We start from the raw sequence: 18052 nt of genomic DNA on the forward strand, positions 1-18052 counted from the left end.
CCAGTGGAAAGCGCCAGGCGCTTTCCACTGGGGCCCCGGGACTCGGCAGCGGAGAAGCCGGAATCAGAAGAGAAAGCGGACATTTCTACTTTGGAGAAAACCGGACATTTGTACTTTGGGCCGACAGCAAGAAGAATCCCCGAGGGGCGCGGGGGTTCACCGCCAAGGGAGCAACCCGTTGGCGGAATGTTGCGCACACAGGAAGACTGACAAACCCGTGCAGCCGATTTCATTCCTCTCGATTCATCGCAGGGCGCTCGTCGTCGCCACATGGATGCTCCTGGCGAGTGCGTTGTCGCTTCGTGCCGAGCCCGGCATCGCACCCTCGCTGCGCGATGAGCAGGGACGCTTCGCGAACGTCGAGGGTCCGATCGGGCACGGGTCGGTTGGCGTCCGCCTCCCTTTCATGTTCCGTCGTTTCGCAGCTTCGCTCTCGCCTCGTCCCGGGGCGGCGAAGGCGGTGGCGAACGACGGTGCGTTTCTGCGCGAGAACGCGAAGCACAGCACGCCGACCGTAACGTGGATTGGCCACGCGAGTCTACTCGTGCAGATGGATCACGTGACGTTCCTCACGGATCCCAACTGGTCGGACATCACGAGCCCGGTCTCGTTCGCGGGGCCGAAGCGCCTGGTGCCCCCAGGAGTCGCGCTAGAAGATCTTCCACCGATCGATTTCGTGGTGGTCTCGCATAACCACTACGACCATCTGGATCTATCGACGCTGCGCGCGCTCGCGGAGCGAGACCGCGAGACGCGCTTCTTCGTTCCTCTCGCCAACGCGGAACTCTTGCGTGACAACGGCATCGCGAATGTGCAGGAGCTCGACTGGGGCGATAACGCGGGCGTCGAGGGTGTCGTGATTCACTGCCTGCCCGCGCAGCATTGGAGTCGGCGCGGTGTGCTCGACGAGCGCAAGGCGCTCTGGTCGTCGTGGGCGGTGACGGGGCCGGAGCGGCGGTTCTATTTTGCAGGGGATACGGGCTACTTTGCGGGCTTCGAGGAGATTGGTGCCAGGCTCGGTCCCTTCGATCTAGCGGCGGTTCCCATCGGGGCCTACGAACCGCGTGCGATGATGCGCGAGTCGCACGTGAACCCCGAAGAAGCGGTTGCGGCTGGGATCGAAGTCGGCGCGAAGCGCCTGCTCGGCATGCACTTCGGCACATTCGATCTCGCCGACGAACCCCTCGACGAGCCTCCCGTGCGCATGCGTGCGGCGGGTCGGGCGCGCGGACTCGCCGCCGACGACGTGTGGATCCTCGACGTCGAAGAAACGCGGGCTTTCTGAAACGTCGATGACGCTGGCGGTGCGGTGATCCAACGGGCCGCGGTGCGGACGTTGCGATGAGTCTGCACCTCCGGTTTTCGAGAGGATAGGAGTTCCAACGGGGGTCGTTCTGTGTTCGATAGGGGAAGATTCTCTGTCCCCGAATCCAAGCTAGTGCACAAGCTGTAGTGATATTTCAACGTTATCCGAGAAACTGGAAACACCACCCTTGCTAAGGACGCACCCACTTCAGACATCACCAAGAACTCCTCGAAGCGCCGGATAGATGGATTGACGCACTCTTCCGCATCCGAAGAAACCAGGCACGTCAGTCCGGTTCGCGCCTGGTCTTCGCGCCCAATCCCACCAAGGGCCAGCCCGTGGATCCCGGGAACGACAACCTCTTCCAGGGCTGGTTCGACGACGGGCATGAGGCCGCCATGCCCCTTGCCCTGGTGGACGAGCTACAGCTGACCAACACCGTGACCCTCGGACGGATCCAGGGTTTGAGCGTACCCGGACAGGCCGACCCCACCTGGTAGGCGCTGGCACCGCCCGGAGCCCGTCGGCTGGAGCCTCGGCGGCATCTACGCACGGAAGATCGCCAAGAGCCCGGGGGCGGGCTTGCCCCCTCGGCTCGGGCTCGGCATAGCCGCGAGTCATCGGACATCAACCAAGACGAACCTTCTTTCTCCTATGCGCTCGTCCCGGGGCTCAGCACGCTCCTTGGGGAAGATCGAGGACGGATCGCCAACAGTGCAACCCCAGTGGGCTCGTGTGAGGAGGGTGGGGTGGCGCGGACGGAAAAGGGATCGAGGGGGCCTTCGCGTCCGGGAGCCGCGATCATGACAGGTCCTCTTCCGGGGGGGGGGGGGCAGGTCAGCGGGGGAATTCTCCCCTCCCATGGCCCCTGCGTGGAGGTGATGCCATCCAATGCCGACCCCGATCGGGCCCCAGGTCGGGCCTCATGCCTGGACCTCACGCCTCACGGGCGCGGAGCCTAGCGTCAGCCGACGGCTCTTCGGCGATTCGTCTTCGGAAACGAGGCCACGATCTCGAGCTTCAGATTTCCCCAACCCAACTCGTTCAGGAAGTGGGTTGCAGAATCCGGGTCCGAGGTAATCACGCGGCCATCGTCGAAGACAACGGTCGTTTCGTCTTCCCGGATGATGCGGGGCCCTTCTACCGAACGGGCGAAACCCTTGACCAGCGTCCGTGAGGTCAGAATCAACAGGGATACGTTGCGCGGAAGCAGGCTACAGGAAGCCACACCCTTGGATGCGTGCCCGGGCGCCGCCGGGGCCGAAGCCAGGATGACGGCAAGAACACCGGATCGAAGCAGGAGAAACCTCACCTGGTTCGGATCGGAAGCCTCTGATGTGAGCTTGAGGATGCCGCTGCCACGAATTTGCCTAGGGGCGTGCTTGGGGCGGGACGAATTGACCCGAACTGGCCCCGTTTCGCGACGATCACGCTTCGTTTGATGGGGAGTTGAGCCGGGCGATCGCCTCACTCAGCTCGGCGAAACGGAAGGGCTTGGAGAGGAACTCGATCGGATCCTGCTCCAGGCCGGTCCTCACGTCGTAGGGGTCGTGACCGCTGCAGACGACGATCGGCACCCCCGCCCGGATCCGTCGCAGCGCATCCAGACACTCCCATCCGTCCATACCCGGCATGCGGAGATCCAGGAGGACCACCCCAAAGTCACCGTCGTGCTCACGGAAGCACTCGATGGCTCGCATGCCGTCGTTCGCCGCGACCACCTCGTAGCCGAGCTGACGCAGCATCTCCGAGAGGATCGCGCGGACGGGCCTCTCGTCATCGATAACGAGGGCCCGTCCGCCGCCGGCCACCTCGGGCGGAACCTCGTCTGCGGTGGCCTCATGCGGGGAGGCCTGCGCCGGCAGATGGACGACCATCTGCGTGCCTTCGCCCATGACGCTCTCGATCTCGATCCCGCCGCCGAGCTCCTGGGCGATGGCTGCTGCGCTGGCGAGCCCGAGGCCGTGCCCGCGCTCCTTCAGGGTGAAGAACGGATCGAAGACCCTCTCCTGCAGCTCCGCCGGAATTCCCGGGCCGTGATCGATGACGCGCATTACCACTTCAAGGGCGTCGGCCGTGGTCTCGCCGGCGCGTTCGAGTTCGATCCGAATGCGGCCCGGCACCGTCTCATTCGCCTCACTGGCATTCAGGATCAGGTTCATGGCCAGCTGTTGGAGCTGCGCCCGCCTAGCGAGCAGCAGCTCACCTTCGAGGCGGGACACCAGCTCCAGCGTGATGCCCCTGGGAACGACCTGGCGCAGGAGAGCGGTTACGTCGTCGACCTCGGCTTCCACGTCGAGGAGTTCCGCGGGCGCGTCCTCTCGTCCGGAGAAGGCCAACAGGCGTGCGGACAGGAGGCTGGCCCGATGCGCTCCGTTCAGGACTTCACCGATCGATCCCCGCGCCGGATCGGCCTCGGAGAGTTCGCCGAGAGCGAGCTCCGCGTACCCCATGACACCGGTCAGGATGTTGTTGAAGTCGTGTGCGACGCCCCCGGACACGATTCGGAGACCCTCCAGCGCCTGGGCTTGCTCCCGGGTCTCGTTCGCGCGGATCGCCTGGCGATGCGAGTAGAAGATCACCGAGGGATAGAGCGTGACCATGGCGAGAACCGGGAGCTCCCAGTTTGGAACGCCGTGGACGACAGCAGCGATCGTCATGCCGACCGTAAGGATCGAGGCGAAGAGCGCGTAGAGCACTGCGCTGGATCGGCTCTCCGCGACACTGGGGGCTTGCACGACCATCAAGCCGATCACGAGCGCAACGAACCACATGTTCGGCACGAAGTGGACGGCGACCACGAGCACGGTCAGGTCGAAGAGCGGCTGGATCCACGCGGTCTCCGCTACGGGCAGCTTCCGCTCGAGCAACGTTGCGGCAGGCACGCAGACGAAGACGAGGGCGCCCGCGAGCCAGAAACGGTTCGGACCGACCTCGGGGACGAGGCAGGCCACCACGGCGATGGCCACGGCAGCGACGTTCCGGAAGAAGAGCACGGAACGCTCGCCATACCAAAGGGATTCGAACCAGCGGAACAACGTGGAGGCCTGCGACATGGGGAACCCGATGATAGGGCGGAATCGAGGGAAGCGGCGAATGGAGCATTCAGCCCGAAATGCATGTTGATATTCGTCCTGGCATCCGGTCTCCCCGCTTCAGGCGCAATCTACGACGCTGCGGTCGGGCCACGCTAGGCTCACTGGGCGGGTCAGTCGAAAACGATGACGCCGAAGGAAGAGCGAATGACGGAGGGCTCCAGCAGCCTCGGAGCGGAAGACGATCGGTTCGCCTGGCAATCCCGACCGGGCTGGACCCGCCGTCGCTTCATGGGGGAAGGGCTGTGCTGGGTATGCGCGGTGACGCTTCCGGCCGCTTCGATCGCGAGGGAGGCCGGTGCGGATCCATTCGATTTCGGGCCCTTCTCGATGGGGATCCAGAGCTTCACGCTTCGCCGGCTCGCCCTGGAGCCGATGCTGGATGTCGTTGCTGAGCTGGGTCTCTGCTGCGTCGAGGCGATCCCCCAGACGAAGATCTGGTTCTACGAGTTCGGCAACCACGTTCCCATCACCCACGATCGCGATGAGATCCGCCGCACGCAGGAGTTGTTTCGGGCCCGCGGGCTCCGGCTTGCGGCGAGTGGCGTCCACGCGATCGATGACGCAACGACCGCCGAGCAGCTTTTCGCGTTTGCGAGCGCAGCCGAGATCCCCGTACTCACGATCGATCCTGCTCCCGAAGCACTCGATGCCTGTGACCGCCTGTGCGCCAGCCATCCGGAGGTGCGACTCGCGATCCACAATCACGGCCCGTGGATGCGCTACGACAAGATCGACGACGTGGTGCGGGCACTCGAAGGGCGGCATCCGGGCTTCGGCGCGTGCGTCGACACCGGCCACTTCATTCGCTCCGGGGAGGACCCGGTCGATGCCGTTCGGCGTCTCGGAGCGCGCGTCCACGCAGTTCACCTCAAGGACGTCGCCGGTCCGGGGCTGATGCCGGAGGCGCGCGTCCTTGGAGAAGGAGGACTCGATCTCGACGGGTTCTTCAGTGCATTGCTCGAGGTCGGATTCGGGCCCCGCGATCCTTTGAGCCTCGAGTACGAGGAGGATCCGGAGGACCCTGTTCCGGCCATCCGCGCCTCCTTGAGTGCGGCAGCAAGCGCCATCGGGCGAGTGGCCCCGCCCTAGGCACGTGGGACGGCCGTCTCTGCGGAAACCTTCCGCATCGGGGGCCCGGGTTGCGAATCAGCTCACTTGCGCGTGATCTTCACCAGCAGCCGCGTATAGCCCTTCACGAAGGAAGACAAAGGGCGGCTCGGTTCCTCCTGCACTTCGATCCTCTCGAATCGCTCCAGGATCTCCTCCCACAGGACGCGTAGTTGCAGCTCCGCCAGGCGGCTGCCCATGCAGAAATGGGTGCCGTGACCGAACGATAGATGGCGCACCGCATTGTGGCGTTCGATCTCGAGCGCGTCCGCGTTCTCGAAGACATCCTCGTCCCGGTTGCCGGACACATACCACATCAGCAGCTGGTCGTATTTCTGGATCTGCTTGCCACCGAGTTCGCAATCCCGAGTTGCGGTTCTTCTCATGTAGGAGAGCGGCGTCTGCCAACGAATCACCTCGGGCACCATCGTCCGAAGGAGCCCGGGATCGGCGATCAGCTTGTCGTACTGCTCGAGGAACTGGTTGAGCGCGTACACGCTTCCCGACATCGTGTTCCGAGTCGTGTCATTCCCACCCACGATGAGCAGCAGGATGTTTCCAAGGTGGTCTGCGGTGGACAGGTCCTTGGTGGCTTCCCCATGCGCGAGCATCGAGATCAGATCTTTGCCAGGGTGCTTCCTGCGTTCTTCCCAGAGCTTCGAGAAGTACGCGAGACACTCCATCAACTCCTCGCGTTTCTGTGTCTGCGATTCGACGACGCCGCCGGGTTGGGGAATTGCGAAGACGATGTCGGACCATCGGGTCAGCTTTCGGCGATCCTCGAAGGGGAAGTCGAAGAGCGTGGCCAACATCGTCGTGGTCAGTTCGATCGATACGGTATCCACCCAGTCGAAGGTCTCGCCTTCGGGAAGGGAGTCCAACAGCCGGCGTGTGCGCTCCCGAATGGGCGGTTCCAGGTTGGCCAGGTTGCGGGGTGCCACTGCTGGTTGCACCGTCTTGCGCTGCTCGGTCTGGCCGGGCGGATCCTGAGAGATGAAAGGCGGGCGGCCCGCCGGTCGGAGAACTTGCGGAACGTCGGCGCCGACACGGAAGCCCAGGGTGATCCCGTAGGCCGATGAGAACGTCTGCCAATCCGAGCTGACCGTCTTGATGTCCTCGTACTTCGTGACGGACCAGTAGCGGCCAGCCGATTCGATCTCATTGAAGTGGACAGGGTCTTCCTTGCGCAACCGTTCGAAGTAACCCTGCCAGCGATTCTCGCTGAACAGATTCGCGTTCAACGGGTTGATGTCCTTGAGAGGAAGCTCATGGGCCGGGGGAACGTTTCGGCCGCTCTCCGCTTGTTCGTGCTCGGGGGTCCGGAATTCGGCCGACGCCGACCGGCTCGGCTCCGTTGTTGTCTCGCTCATTGGAATCCTCCTCTGCAATCGAGTACCCGCGGATCGGCGTGTCCGTCTCTAGCTGGCGGCTTCCGCCGTGACCCGCGCAATGCTCGGACGCTCGGCCAGCCGGCCCATCAACGCCGCAATTTCCGGATGGTCGGCCAGGAGATCCACGCCAACCACGTTCTTGGCGAGCATGCTTGCGAGTCCGAAGCTGTAGTAGGTGTAGAGGTCCGCGATCGTGAACTCCTTGCCGGCCGCATAGGGATCACAAACCACCAGACGCGACACGGCCTCCATGCCCTTGGCCAGATCGTCCTTGACCTGCTCCTTGGTTTCGTCGCTGACGGGCTTGTTGAAGAGGAGTTCCGGAAGGCAACGGCGTGCGACCAGCTCGACGTCGAGTTTGATGTGGCATGCAAGCTCGATCACCTTGCCCGTGGCAAACGGATCACTCGGGAGCAGCGCGGGTTCCGGCTTCAGCTTCTCCAGGTAGTGGAAGATCGCCAGGGATTCGGACATGAACTGCCCATCGACCTCGATCGAAGGCATCTTGCCCATCGGCGAGCGCTGCAGGGAGTCCTCGTCCTGCGACGGCGGTGCCTTCACCTCTTCGAAGTCCAACCCCTTCTCGATCAACAGGGCCTTCGTCAGGCTGTAGTAGTTGCTCATCTTCAGGCCATAGAGCTTGATCATCGGCTCGTTCTCCGTTTTCAGTCGTTCAAGAAACCGGCAAGGCGCCGATTGATGAGGCCTTCGGCTTCACTCATGATCCGGTCGATCAACTCCTTGCAGGTCGGGATGTCGTGAATGAGGCCCGCCACCATGCCACAGGACCAGGCCCCGGCATCCATGATTCCCTCGGACATGATGCGCGGATAGACCCCGCCCACCTCTTCGATGATGTCCTTGAACTCGAGCTTGTCGCCGAGTTCCTTCTCCTTTTCGAGGAGCCTCTCGACTGCCGGATTCGTCAGCACACGCTCCGTGTTGCGAAGCGGGCGCATCACGAGGCGGGTGTCGAGTTCCGAGGCTGCGACGATGGCCGCCTTGACGTTCTCGTGGACCGGCGCCTCCTGCGTGGCGATGAAGCGGGTGCCCATGTTCATGCCCTCGGCCCCCATCGCAAGCGCCGCCACGAGCGAGCGCCCATCCGCCATTCCGCCCGAGGCGACGAAGGGGATCTCGAGTTCGTCGGCGGCCCGCGGCAAGAGGATCATGTTCGGAATATCGTCCTCGCCGGGGTGGCCACCGCACTCGAATCCGTCCACCGAGGCCGCGTCACAGCCGATGCTCTGCGCCTTCAGCGCATGCCGAACCGACGTGCACTTGTGGATGATCTTGATCCCCGCATCCTTGAGGATCGGGATGACGGGCTGCGGATTGCGGCCCGCCGTCTCGACGACCTTGACCCCCGACTCCGCGATCACCTTGGCGTAGGCAGGATAGTCGGGCGGCGTCAGCGCCGGCAGGAACGTGAGGTTCACGCCGAAGGGCTTGTCCGTCATGTCCTTGCAGCGCGCGATCTCCTTGTCGAGGTCTTCGGCGGATTGCTGGGTCAGCCCCGTGATGATGCCGAGGCCTCCAGCGTTCGAAACGGCTGCTGCCATTTCCGCAAAGCCGACGTAGTGCATTCCACCCTGAATGATGGGGTGCTCGATCCCGAACATCTCAGTGATGACCGTCTTCATCTTGGTTTCCTTGTATGGCTTCGATGCCTTGAATGGCAGCGAGTAGAGAATCCTGCGGGTCGATTCCTTCCGACCGCTCGTGTCAGTCTTGCGTATCCAGGTATTCGACGTTTCGACTCAACCCTTCTTCCGGTTCCGCCTGGGTGGCGGCATGGGCGGGCTCGTCCAGGGCGGCATGTCGCCCATGTTCACATCTTTGGGCCAACCTGGCCCGGGCACGGCCGTGAGTTTGCTCGCGTCGAGGGGAACGCCCTTGGCGTCCACCGCAATGAGCCCTGCCACTTCCCGGCCTGTTCCGCGTTCCCGGAACTTCGCCGGCACGTTCGCCTCGCCAAAGACCCACTTGTCGCCCCACAGACGCATTGCCGTCAAGACGAGCCAGAGATCGCGGCCCTTCTGGGTGAGCTCGTATTCGAACCGTTGGCCCGGCTCGTCGAGGCGCTCCTTCGTGAACACTCCGTTTTCCACGAGCCTGGAGAGGCGGTTGGCCAGAATGTTCTTCGCGATTCCCAGATTCGACTCGAAGTGATGGAAGCGGGTCGCGCCAAGAAAAGCGTCGCGCACGATCAGCAGCGTCCACCAATCGCCCAACTGATCGAGCGTCTGGGCCACGCCGCAATTGATGTGATCGAAACGTTTTCTGGACACCGGGTGCGCCTCTCGAATACCAGTTGCGTCACGCAACCTATATAGTGGCACACACGAGGTCAAATTCCTTCCACCGGGCTCCGCGCATGAGGGGCTCGTCCGTGGCGCGACTCGTCACAGCGTCGACCGAACGGCTCCGAGCCGAGCACCGATCTGCCTCGGACCCACACAGGCCATCCGTTCACGCTTCCGTCGCTGACAGCTGGTCACGGTTCGCGTAGCCATTGCCATACTTCCCCTGGAAGCACCCGTACCGTTCAATCCGACCGACCCGCGAATCGGTTCGTCGCGGATTCACCGTCCCAACCACCGCAGCGGACGGTCGTCCTTCTCGGTCAACAGATTCCGAGACAAACTGAACGGTGTTGCGCCTAGCACGCCCGAGAACCGGATCGGCACATCCGGTTTCTGCTCTACCCGAACAGCCTTCTCCCGATCCGGCGGGTGGGTGGCGGCTGCGGATCTGGGGGAGAGCGCAAGTGGGAGACCGAGGACGTGTAGGCCTTCGAACTGTAGGACTTCCCATGATGGGCCTGCTCGGGGTGATGCTGCTGCTCGCCTCGTCGAGCGCTGCCCAGGATCTCGGGGCCACGATGAAGCCCGGCGATGCGAAAGCGGGCACCTTGCTGCTTCGCACCGCGAAGGGTCTCAGCCCGGCTCCGACCGTCCATACCGATGTGCAGATCGAGGTCACGGGCATGATCGCTCGGACCACGGTCCAGCAACGTTTCCACAATCCGGGCGAGGAGTGGATCGAAGGCATCTACGTCTTCCCCCTGCCCGAACGTGCGGCGGTCGACACCCTGGCTCTGGTGGTCGGAGGCCGTTTGATCGTCGGCGAGATCCAGACCCGGGAGGAAGCGCGGGCAACCTACGAGAAAGCGAAAACCGAGGGGCGCAAGGCCTCCCTGCTGGAGCAGGAGCGCCCCAATCTCTTCACGACTTCGGTTGCTGGCATCGGCCCCGGAGAGGAGGTCCGGATCGGGATCGAGTATCAGCAGGATCTGCGATACGACCAGGGCCGCTTTGCGTTGCGCTTTCCGATGGTCGTCGGGCCACGCTCCATCCCGGGCTCCGCGCAAGTCGGCAGCGTCCGGGGAAACGGCTGGGCCGTCGGCACGAGTGCCGTGCCCGACGCGGCGCGCATCACCCCGCCCGTCGTGCCGCCCGGGAGCGGAAGCATGGATGCAAAGCTCAACCCGGTTCGCATCCGGGTCGAGCTCGATGCGGGAATGGAATTGGCGCGGATCCACAGCCCGTCTCACGGAGTTCGTGTCCGAAGCCTCGAAGGCACGCGTCATCTGGTAGAGCTCGCGGAACCGAGCGTGCCGGCCGATTCGGATTTCGTGTTGAACTGGCGGCCCGCACCGGTGGATGCACCGGTGGCCGCGATCTTCCACGAGGAGAAGGAAGGCGAGCACTACGCCCTGTTGATGATCATGCCGCCCGATCCGCAGCAAGGCAGCGACGAGAGCGTTCCGCGGGAGACGATCTTCGTGATCGACACTTCCGGCTCGATGCATGGTGAATCGATGGAGCAGGCAAAGGGCGCTCTGCGTCTCGCGCTGGCACGGCTCCAGCCAGCGGATCGCTTCAACGTGATTGCCTTCGCAGACACCGCGAGGAAGCTCTTCCCCCGAGCGGACTACGCGCAGCCCACCCAGATCGACGCTGCCCGCTCGTGGGTCGACGGGCTCGCCGCCGAAGGAGGGACCGAGATGCTGACGGCCCTGCAGGCCGCGCTCGATCCCGCCGAGGAAGCTTCGCGCATACGACAGGTCATCTTCATCACGGATGGGGCCATCGGAGACGAAGCAAGGCTCTTCTCGGAGATCCGCAAGGGCCTCGGCCGCTCTCGTCTCTTCACCGTCGGAATCGGCTCGGCTCCGAATGCTCACTTCATGGCCCGGGCCGCCGAACTGGGGCGGGGAACGTCCACGCTCATCGGACAGCTGCACGAAGTGCAGACGAAGATGGCGGAGCTCTTCTCGAAGCTCGAAAGCCCCGTCCTCTACGATATCGAGGTGGGCTTCGGGGTTCGCCCGGTCGAAAACTGGCCGGAGCGGGTTCCCGATCTCTATCTCGGCGAGCCGATCGTCATCGTAGCCCGCCTGCCCGAACTCTCCGGTAGTTGGACCACCAAGGGCCGCCGCGATGGTGAGCCCTGGCAGGTGGAGCTCGCTCTCGAAGAGGGGCAACAGCACGCGGGTATCTCGCGGCTCTGGGCACGTCGGAAGATCGCTTCACTGACGGGTTCGCTCTACGACGGTGCCGATCCGAAGGCCGTGCGAAACGAGATCGTTGCGCTGGGCCTGCGACACCACCTGGTGACGCGGCATACCAGCCTGGTCGCAGTGGACGTCACGCCTACCGTGCCGGCCGGTGTCGCGCCCGATGCGCGCGCGCTCCCGACGAACCTGCCGAAGGGCTGGAGCTACGAGCACGTCTTCGGAGAGTTGCGCTCTCGCCAGCAGAATCGTCCCCCGCCGCCGAACGATGTGCTGCGGTTGACCCGGAACACTCAGCATCTGCCCCAGGGCGGCACCCCTGCTGCGTTGCTGGTGTGGATCGGTGTGGCCTGTCTGCTCACCGGGGCATGGCTCGCGCTTACACGTCGCGCGGCATGAACAGGAAGTACGGGGCTCTCGCGCTCGTCGCGGTGGGTTGCGTCTGCCTCGCGCAGGCGGCATGGATCCCTTTCAAGGCCCGGCTGGCTCAACTCCTGTTGGCACACGCCTGGGAGCGCATCCAAGCGGAAGGCGTTGATGTTCGTCCTTGGCCATGGGCCGATACCCATCCCGTGGCAAAGCTCTCGGTGCCCCGCTTGGGGATCGAAAGAATGGTGTTGGCGGGTATAAGCGGGCGCACCCTGGCGTTCGGGCCCGGCCACTACGATGGCAGCGCGCAGCCCGGGACGGCAGACAATGTCGTCCTGGCCGGTCATCGGGATACCCACTTCGCCTTTCTTCGTGAGTTGGTGGCCGGCGACGAGATCCTTCTCGAGGCCAGCGGCGGCAGGCGTCAGCGCTTTCGCGTCGATGAGACCCGGGTGCTCCACGAGAGCCAGGCGTCGGTGATGGAGCCGACCGGGCGCGCCGAGTTGACCTTGATCACCTGCTTCCCATTCGATGCGGTGGTTCCAGGAGGCCCGCTGCGATACGTGGTTCGCGCGGTTCGGGCATCGCGCCCTCGTTCGACGGGGATCGGTTCGGCACCGATGAAGCAGAGACCGGCGGGTGGCGAGAGGGCCCCTCCATGGCCACCTCGAACCTCCCCTGACGGATCGCAGCGGACTGCGCCCGGCAGCCCGTCACCCGGAGGTCAGGCGGCGAATGCCCCCTGGAGATATTCGGCGATCTCCTGGAGAAGCTCCTTTCCCGCCGGCACGATCGGGCTCAGTTGGAAGAAGACATGAGGCATGCCTTCGTAGAGATGTCGCTCCACGCGGCCCCCCGCGGCTTCGAGGGCGTCGCCATATGCAGCGCCTTCGTCCCGTAGCGGGTCGAATTCCGCGGTGACGAGCAATGCGGGAGGAAGCCCGGCGTGGGAGGCGGCCAGCAAGGGAGAGGCGTGGGGCTCCGTTCCGAGTTCCGGTGCATCTCCGAGGTAATGGCCGGTGAAGTAGTCCATCGATTCCTTCAAGAGGAAGGGCCCGGCGGCGTTCTCCAGCCTGGAAGGATGGAGATCGACGGAATCGAGCCGAAGATCGACGGCCGGGTAGATGAGTACCTGGGCGCAGAGCGAGGGACCCTTCTCATCCCGGGCGCGAAGAGCGACGACCGCCGAAAGGTTGCCCCCGGCGCTGTCTCCCACGACGGCGATCCGCTGCGGGTCGCCACCGAACTCGCTCGCGTGCTCGCCCACCCAACACAACGCTGCAAAGGCATCGTCGCATGCCGCCGGGTAGCGATGCTCCGGCCCGCGGCGGTAGTCGACGGAGACGACCACCGCTCCCGCCCCGTTGGCGATCGCCCGGCACTCCTTGTCGTGGCTGTCCAGGTCGCCGATCGTCCAGCCCCCGCCGTGGTAGAAGACGACCACTGGGAGCGACCCGTCCCCTTCCGGTCGGTAGCAGCGGATCGGAATTTCTCCCGCTGGCCCCGGGATCTTGCGATCGTCCACCGAGGCGACGGCCTCGCCCGGGCCAAACAATCCGCCGAGCGCGAGATACCCCTCCCGCGCATCTTCAGGTGAGAGTTCGTGGGTCGGCTTGGCGTCCGGGTCCTGCGCCATGGCATCGACCAGGGCCTGGATCTCGGGAGCTAGCGGCACGGGTTCTCCTTCACGACCGGAATGGCGGCGAAGGGTAGACCAGGAATCAGTCGCCGCGCTTCTCGTCGATCGGCGGGATCTTCGACAACCGGTAGGCCATGTAACGGATCACGCGAAGGGCCATGGCCGGATTGCAGGTGAGGAAACGCTCCAGCTCGGCGGCGTTCAGTACGCAGGCCCAGACTTCCCCGGCCGCTTTCATCGTGGCGGTACGTGGGATCGATGCCAAGGTGGCGACCTCGCCGAGAAAGCTGCCCTCTCGGGAAACCCGCGTCAGTTCCTTGCCGTTGCGGCTCACCACCACTGATCCCTGGAGGAGCAGCAGGGCGTAGTAGGATTTCTCGCCCTCGGCGCACATCACTTCGCCGTCTCCGAACTTCACAAAGTAACCGCGGAAGCCGCGACGCCGACAGATCGAGATGAGCAGAGGGTCGACGAGTCGTTCGATCAGTCCGTCGATGTCGGAATCCGAGACATTCGAGCGGTGAGCGGCTGCAAGCGTATCCGCACCCCAATCGGCTCCGTTGCCCTTGGCCTGAACGCGGGCGAGCACTTCGGCCACGCTGCCGGGCCGCAGGGCCGGATCCAGGTGGAGGAGGCTCATGATCACCTCTTCCAGCTCCGGCGACAGGTTGAGCCGGAATTCGGAGAGCGGTGGAAGACCGTAGATGGCGTTGCCGTCGTCCTCGCGGACGAGATCGCAGCGCTCCGCCAGGTTGAGGCCCGTGGCCATCGCCCAGGCCGTGGCACCGACGCTCCATAGGTCGGTACGCAGGTCGTAGCGATCGAAGCGTTCCTGGCGCTGCTCCGGCGCCTGGTAGCCACGGCTTCCCACGCTGAACGGAAGCAGGCCGCGTTCGATTCGCGACGCCTGGGAGACACCGAAATCCGTCAGGACGTAGCCGCCGTTTCCATCGAGGAGCACGTTGGCCGGTTTGATGTCGAGGTGCAGGAGCGAAGCGCGGTGAGCGACATCCAACGCGGAGAGTAGATCTGCCAGCAAACGCCAGATGGCTTCTTCTTCTACGGCGCCCTGGAGCGGCATGACATCCCGCAGGCTGCCAGAGGGGAAGTTCTCCATCACCACGAACGCGGTGTCGCCCTCGAGGTTCCAATCGTAGACCTTCGGGATGCGGTCGTGTTCGAGGGCGAGCATGGCGGAGAGCTCGCGCTTCAAGAGTTCCGACGCCTTGCCGCGCCGGGAGCCGAGGATCTTCAGCGCCACGGATTCCGGAGGGCAATCATCCCTGCGTGGATCCCGGTCGAGGCAGCGCGCCAGGAAGACCGAACCGAACGCTCCGCGTCCGAGCTTGCGGTAGAGCTTGTATCGAAAGTGCCCGCGGAGTTCCGTGCCGAAACCGGGTGCCGCGGGAGCAGGTGATTCGACCGGCGGCGATCCTGGATCTGCCGGAAGCGATCCCGGATCTGCCGGGCCGGATTCAGGCGCTTCGCGTGCCGGTGCCTGCGCTCCAGGCGCACTCGAACTGCTGGCCAACTCGGTCGTGGCGTCGTCGGTGTGGGGGCGATCCACCCCCTATGCAGCGGCCAAACCCGAAGCCGGCTTGAGTACGCCCGAAAGCCCTACAGGAGGCCTCAAACGCCGTTTCCTGGCCCCCTTGGCGGAGAGTCGATGGGCAAGGTATCAACGCTGCCAAGAAGGAGACCCCGTGCCCGTCGACATGCAGCTGCTCCGAGAACTCGCCGATCACACCCTGGAAGGCACCAACCTTCCCGAACTTGGCCACCGCATCCAAGGCAAGGTGCGGGACAGCTACGTCGGTGAGAAGCAACGCACGATCGTGGTCACGGATCGAGTCAGCTGCTTCGACGTGGTCGTCGGTACACTTCCCCTGAAGGGCCAGGTGCTCAACCAGGCGGCCGCCTTCTGGTTCGAGAAAACCCGGGAGCTCGTGCCGAATCATCTGCTCTCGGTGCCAGATCCGTGCGTGTCCATCGTGAAGGAAGTCGAGATCCTGCCGGTCGAGTGGGTCTATCGCGGCTACCTCACCGGCGTTTCCTCGACGTCCATCTGGACGGCCTACGAGAAGGGCGCCCGGGACTATTGCGGTCACCGCTTGCCCGACGGGATGCGCATGCACGAGCGGTTGGCGGAGCCCCTGCTCACGCCGACCACGAAGGCGGAACAGGGCGAGCATGACGAACTCACTTCGCGGGAGGAGATCCTTCGCCGCGGCGTCATCAGTGAGGAGTTGTACGACCGTGCCGCCGCCCTTGGCCATCGCTTGTTCGCCGCCGGGCAGGCCTGGGCAGCGAAGCAGGGGATGATCCTCGTCGATACCAAGTATGAGCTGGGCCTGGATGATCGTGGCGAATTGATCGTTGCCGATGAGATCCACACGCCCGATTCCTCACGCTATTGGTACGCCGACAGCTACGAGACGGCGCTCTCGGAAGGTTCGAACCCGAAATCTTTCGACAAGGAATACGTGCGGCGCTGGTTGGTCGAAGAGCGCGGCTACCGCGGCGAGGGGCCGATTCCCGAAATCCCGGTGGAAGTTCGTTGCGAGGCGGCGGCCCGCTACATCGAGGCGTACGAGGCCGTGACGGGCAGCACGTTCGAGCCGAACGCCGAACCGCCGGAGGCTCGTATTCGCCGGAACCTCGGAGTCTGATCTGCTGCCCGATTCCGAACCCGGTTCGGCGCCGGAGATCCGCCCCGCCTACGCGAACTACGTACTCGGCCTCCTCTTCCTGGCCTACGTCGTCAACTTCGTCGACCGCCAGATCCTGTCCATCCTGCTGGAGCCGATCAAGCAGGAATTCGGGGTTTCGGATACTGCGATGGGGTTCCTTACCGGCACCGCCTTCGCGATCTTCTACGCCGCGGCTGGCATCCCCATCGCGCGTTGGGCCGATGGCTGGGTTCGGCGCAGCATCATCGCGCTGGGTCTGGCGGCATGGAGTGGCTTCACGGCCGCCTCTGGGTTGGCTCGCAACTTCACCCAGATGGCATTGGCGCGCATTGGTGTTGGCGTAGGAGAAGCGGCGCTTTCACCTCCGGCGCACTCGCTACTGGCCGACTACTTCCCGCCGGAGCGCCGGGCGACCGCGATGGGCATCTATTCGATGGGCATCCACGTTGGCATCCTGGTCGGGTTGGTTCTTGGTGGGATGCTCGAGGATGCATACGGCTGGCGGAAGGCTTTTTTCGTGGTTGGCCTGCCGGGCCTCGCCCTGGCTCTGGTCGTGCGGTTGACGGTGCGTGAGCCCGTCCGAGGCGGGATGGAGAGGGAGTCCAGGCCGTCGGTCGGCTCAGAAGTTCCCAGCGCGGGCGAGGTCTTGCGCTACCTGTGGGCGCGGAAATCATTCCGGCATCTGGCCTTCGCCACGGGGCTCACCGCTTTCGGAGGCTATGCCTTTGCCGTCTGGGGGCCGACCTTTCTGCGCCGCGTCCACGACATGGGCGGCGCCGAGGCCGGCCGCAGCCTGGGGATCGCGATTGGTGTTTCCGGCGCGATCGGTTCGGTGCTGGCGGGTGTCATTGCCGATCGGCTCGGGCACCGTAGCGTGAAGTGGTATCTCCGCGTGCCCGCGCTTGCCGCCATTGGGCCGCTGCCCTTCCTTCTCTTCTTCTACTTTGAAGGCGATCCGGATGTCGCCTTGATGGCGCTCTTCCCCGGACTCATGTTGGCCGCGATGTACCAGGGCCCTGTCTTCTCGTTGGTGCAGACAATGGCCCCGTTGCGCATGCGCTCGGTGGCTTCAGCGATCCTGATCTTCATCATCAACATGATCGGCCTGGCACTCGGCCCGCAAGCTGTCGGAGTGTTGAATGACACCGTCTTCGCCAGCCACGGCGACGAGGCGATTCGCTACTCGATGGCCTGGGTCGGCGTAGTAATGAGTGTGTGGGCCTGCATCCATTTCCTGCTTGCCGCGCGGTATCTTCCCGAGGATCTGCGCGCTGGCCAGGAGGCGTAGCTGCTCCGGCTCGCACCGTTTCCCGTCGCTGAGCTGCCCGAGGCCGCCGAGCTGCTGGCGCGCGCGTTCCGCGATAATCCCCTGAATCGGGCCGTGATCGGCGGGGTCGCCGAGCGACGCCTGCGTTGCAATCAGTTGGGGATGGCGGTGCACCTGCCCGTTGCCCACCGCTACGGCGAGATGAGTGGCGCGTGGTGGGAAGGTCAGCTGGTCGGCGTGTTGGCTTCGGTTCCATCTTTCGGTTGGCCACTTCCCGCGCCTGCCTGGGGAGCACGCCTGCGCCTGGCATTTCGTCAGGGCTTCCGGGTGGCTTCGCGCTGGGCAGAGGTCTCACGCGCGCTCACAGCGAATCACCCGCTCGGTGGGCACGCGTATCTGTCAACGTTAGGCGTTGCGCCCGAGGCCCAGGGCCAGGGAATCGGTCGGGCCTTGCTCGCGGCCTGGCTCCAGGAGGTCGATTCGAACGGGAGCTGGGCCTGGTTGGAGACCGACCGCGAGGAGTGTCTGCCGCTCTATCGCGTTGCCGGCTTCGAGATCCAAGGCGAGATGGAGCTTCATGGGGTGCCCATCGCCCTGATGGAGCGGAGGCCAGCATCGGACGAAGGGGGTGCCACCGCAGAAGAATCTGCGAAGCTGTTCGCATAG

Annotated in this window: 16 protein-coding genes; 8 read left to right on the top strand and 8 right to left on the bottom strand. The window is 64.5% G+C overall.

Annotation, left to right across the window (positions count from 1 at the left end; genetic code table 11):
- Window positions 1-274 precede the first annotated feature (274 nt).
- Both GY937_24120 and GY937_24125 read left to right on the top strand, forming a co-directional pair.
- Window positions 275-1285, top strand: a complete 1011-nt coding sequence (locus GY937_24120) for an MBL fold metallo-hydrolase (protein MCP5059801.1) — start codon at window positions 275-277, stop codon at window positions 1283-1285.
- Between the two features lie 359 nt (window positions 1286-1644).
- Window positions 1645-1806, top strand: coding sequence for a hypothetical protein (locus GY937_24125; protein MCP5059802.1), 162 nt, complete (start codon window positions 1645-1647; stop codon window positions 1804-1806).
- Window positions 1807-2270: 464 nt separating this feature from the next.
- Here GY937_24125 and GY937_24130 read toward each other — a convergent pair whose 3' ends face one another.
- Together GY937_24130 and GY937_24135 are read right to left on the bottom strand one after the other, a co-directional pair.
- Window positions 2271-2618, bottom strand: a complete 348-nt coding sequence (locus tag GY937_24130; protein MCP5059803.1) for a hypothetical protein — start codon at window positions 2616-2618, stop codon at window positions 2271-2273.
- Window positions 2619-2733: 115 nt separating this feature from the next.
- On the bottom strand, window positions 2734-4362 hold the full coding sequence (locus GY937_24135; GenBank protein ID MCP5059804.1) for a response regulator: 1629 nt from the start codon (window positions 4360-4362) through the stop codon (window positions 2734-2736).
- Between the two features lie 186 nt (window positions 4363-4548).
- Between GY937_24135 and GY937_24140 the strand changes: the two genes are divergently transcribed.
- Window positions 4549-5493 (top strand): sugar phosphate isomerase/epimerase, encoded by a 945-nt coding sequence (locus GY937_24140; GenBank protein MCP5059805.1) that lies wholly within the window; start codon window positions 4549-4551, stop codon window positions 5491-5493.
- 62 nt (window positions 5494-5555) lie between these two features.
- Here the strand turns inward: GY937_24140 and GY937_24145 are convergent, their stop codons facing one another.
- The 4 genes from GY937_24145 to GY937_24160 all read right to left on the bottom strand — a co-directional run bounded on the left by GY937_24145 (window position 5556) and on the right by GY937_24160 (window position 9193).
- Window positions 5556-6881 (bottom strand): cytochrome P450, encoded by a 1326-nt coding sequence (locus tag GY937_24145; GenBank protein ID MCP5059806.1) that lies wholly within the window; start codon window positions 6879-6881, stop codon window positions 5556-5558.
- Window positions 6882-6929: 48 nt separating this feature from the next.
- Window positions 6930-7550 carry a glutathione S-transferase family protein gene (locus GY937_24150; GenBank protein ID MCP5059807.1) on the bottom strand — a complete coding sequence of 207 codons (621 nt, stop codon included), beginning with the start codon at window positions 7548-7550 and terminating at the stop codon, window positions 6930-6932.
- Window positions 7551-7567: 17 nt separating this feature from the next.
- On the bottom strand, window positions 7568-8545 hold the full coding sequence (locus GY937_24155; protein ID MCP5059808.1) for a nitronate monooxygenase: 978 nt from the start codon (window positions 8543-8545) through the stop codon (window positions 7568-7570).
- Window positions 8546-8662: 117 nt separating this feature from the next.
- Entirely contained in the window at window positions 8663-9193 is a 531-nt protein-coding gene (locus GY937_24160; GenBank protein ID MCP5059809.1) for a helix-turn-helix transcriptional regulator, read from the bottom strand.
- A gap of 524 nt (window positions 9194-9717) precedes the next feature.
- On the opposite strand from GY937_24160, the gene GY937_24165 reads away from it, so the two are divergent.
- Window positions 9718-11820 (top strand): marine proteobacterial sortase target protein, encoded by a 2103-nt coding sequence (locus GY937_24165; protein ID MCP5059810.1) that lies wholly within the window; start codon window positions 9718-9720, stop codon window positions 11818-11820.
- A complete protein-coding gene (locus GY937_24170) occupies window positions 11817-12608 on the top strand; it encodes a class GN sortase (GenBank protein ID MCP5059811.1) in 792 nt (263 codons plus the stop codon). The genes GY937_24165 and GY937_24170 overlap by 4 nt, the downstream gene beginning before the upstream one ends.
- Here the strand turns inward: GY937_24170 and GY937_24175 are convergent.
- Complete coding sequence (locus tag GY937_24175) at window positions 12515-13426, bottom strand: alpha/beta hydrolase (GenBank protein MCP5059812.1); 912 nt, start codon at window positions 13424-13426, stop codon at window positions 12515-12517. The two genes, GY937_24170 and GY937_24175, sit on opposite strands and share 94 nt — an antisense overlap.
- Window positions 13427-13511: 85 nt before the next feature.
- Window positions 13512-14996, bottom strand: coding sequence for a protein kinase (locus GY937_24180; GenBank protein ID MCP5059813.1), 1485 nt, complete (start codon window positions 14994-14996; stop codon window positions 13512-13514).
- Window positions 14997-15144: 148 nt separating this feature from the next.
- Between GY937_24180 and GY937_24185 the strand changes: the two genes are divergently transcribed.
- From GY937_24185 to GY937_24195, 3 genes are all read left to right on the top strand, one after another.
- Window positions 15145-16098, top strand: coding sequence for a phosphoribosylaminoimidazolesuccinocarboxamide synthase (locus GY937_24185; GenBank protein MCP5059814.1), 954 nt, complete (start codon window positions 15145-15147; stop codon window positions 16096-16098).
- Between the two features lies 1 nt (window position 16099).
- The gene (locus tag GY937_24190; GenBank protein ID MCP5059815.1) at window positions 16100-17407 is read left to right on the top strand and encodes an MFS transporter; all 1308 of its coding nucleotides are present in this window, start codon (window positions 16100-16102) and stop codon (window positions 17405-17407) included.
- A 93-nt stretch (window positions 17408-17500) separates the two neighbouring features.
- Entirely contained in the window at window positions 17501-18052 is a 552-nt protein-coding gene (locus tag GY937_24195; GenBank protein MCP5059816.1) for a GNAT family N-acetyltransferase, read from the top strand.

The sequence above is a fragment of the bacterium genome, assembly GCA_024228115.1.
In the GTDB taxonomy this organism is placed as follows: domain Bacteria; phylum Myxococcota_A; class UBA9160; order UBA9160; family UBA6930.

Coding starts and splice junctions, on each gene's coding strand:
- GY937_24120 (MCP5059801.1), top strand. CDS start 275: ATGCTCCTGGCGAGTGCGTTGTCGCTTCGTGCCGAGCCCGGCATCGCA.
- GY937_24135 (MCP5059804.1), bottom strand. CDS start 4,362: ATGTCGCAGGCCTCCACGTTGTTCCGCTGGTTCGAATCCCTTTGGTAT.
- GY937_24140 (MCP5059805.1), top strand. CDS start 4,549: ATGACGGAGGGCTCCAGCAGCCTCGGAGCGGAAGACGATCGGTTCGCC.
- GY937_24145 (MCP5059806.1), bottom strand. CDS start 6,881: ATGAGCGAGACAACAACGGAGCCGAGCCGGTCGGCGTCGGCCGAATTC.
- GY937_24150 (MCP5059807.1), bottom strand. CDS start 7,550: ATGATCAAGCTCTATGGCCTGAAGATGAGCAACTACTACAGCCTGACG.
- GY937_24155 (MCP5059808.1), bottom strand. CDS start 8,545: ATGAAGACGGTCATCACTGAGATGTTCGGGATCGAGCACCCCATCATT.
- GY937_24165 (MCP5059810.1), top strand. CDS start 9,718: ATGATGGGCCTGCTCGGGGTGATGCTGCTGCTCGCCTCGTCGAGCGCT.
- GY937_24170 (MCP5059811.1), top strand. CDS start 11,817: ATGAACAGGAAGTACGGGGCTCTCGCGCTCGTCGCGGTGGGTTGCGTC.
- GY937_24175 (MCP5059812.1), bottom strand. CDS start 13,426: ATGGCGCAGGACCCGGACGCCAAGCCGACCCACGAACTCTCACCTGAA.
- GY937_24185 (MCP5059814.1), top strand. CDS start 15,145: ATGCAGCTGCTCCGAGAACTCGCCGATCACACCCTGGAAGGCACCAAC.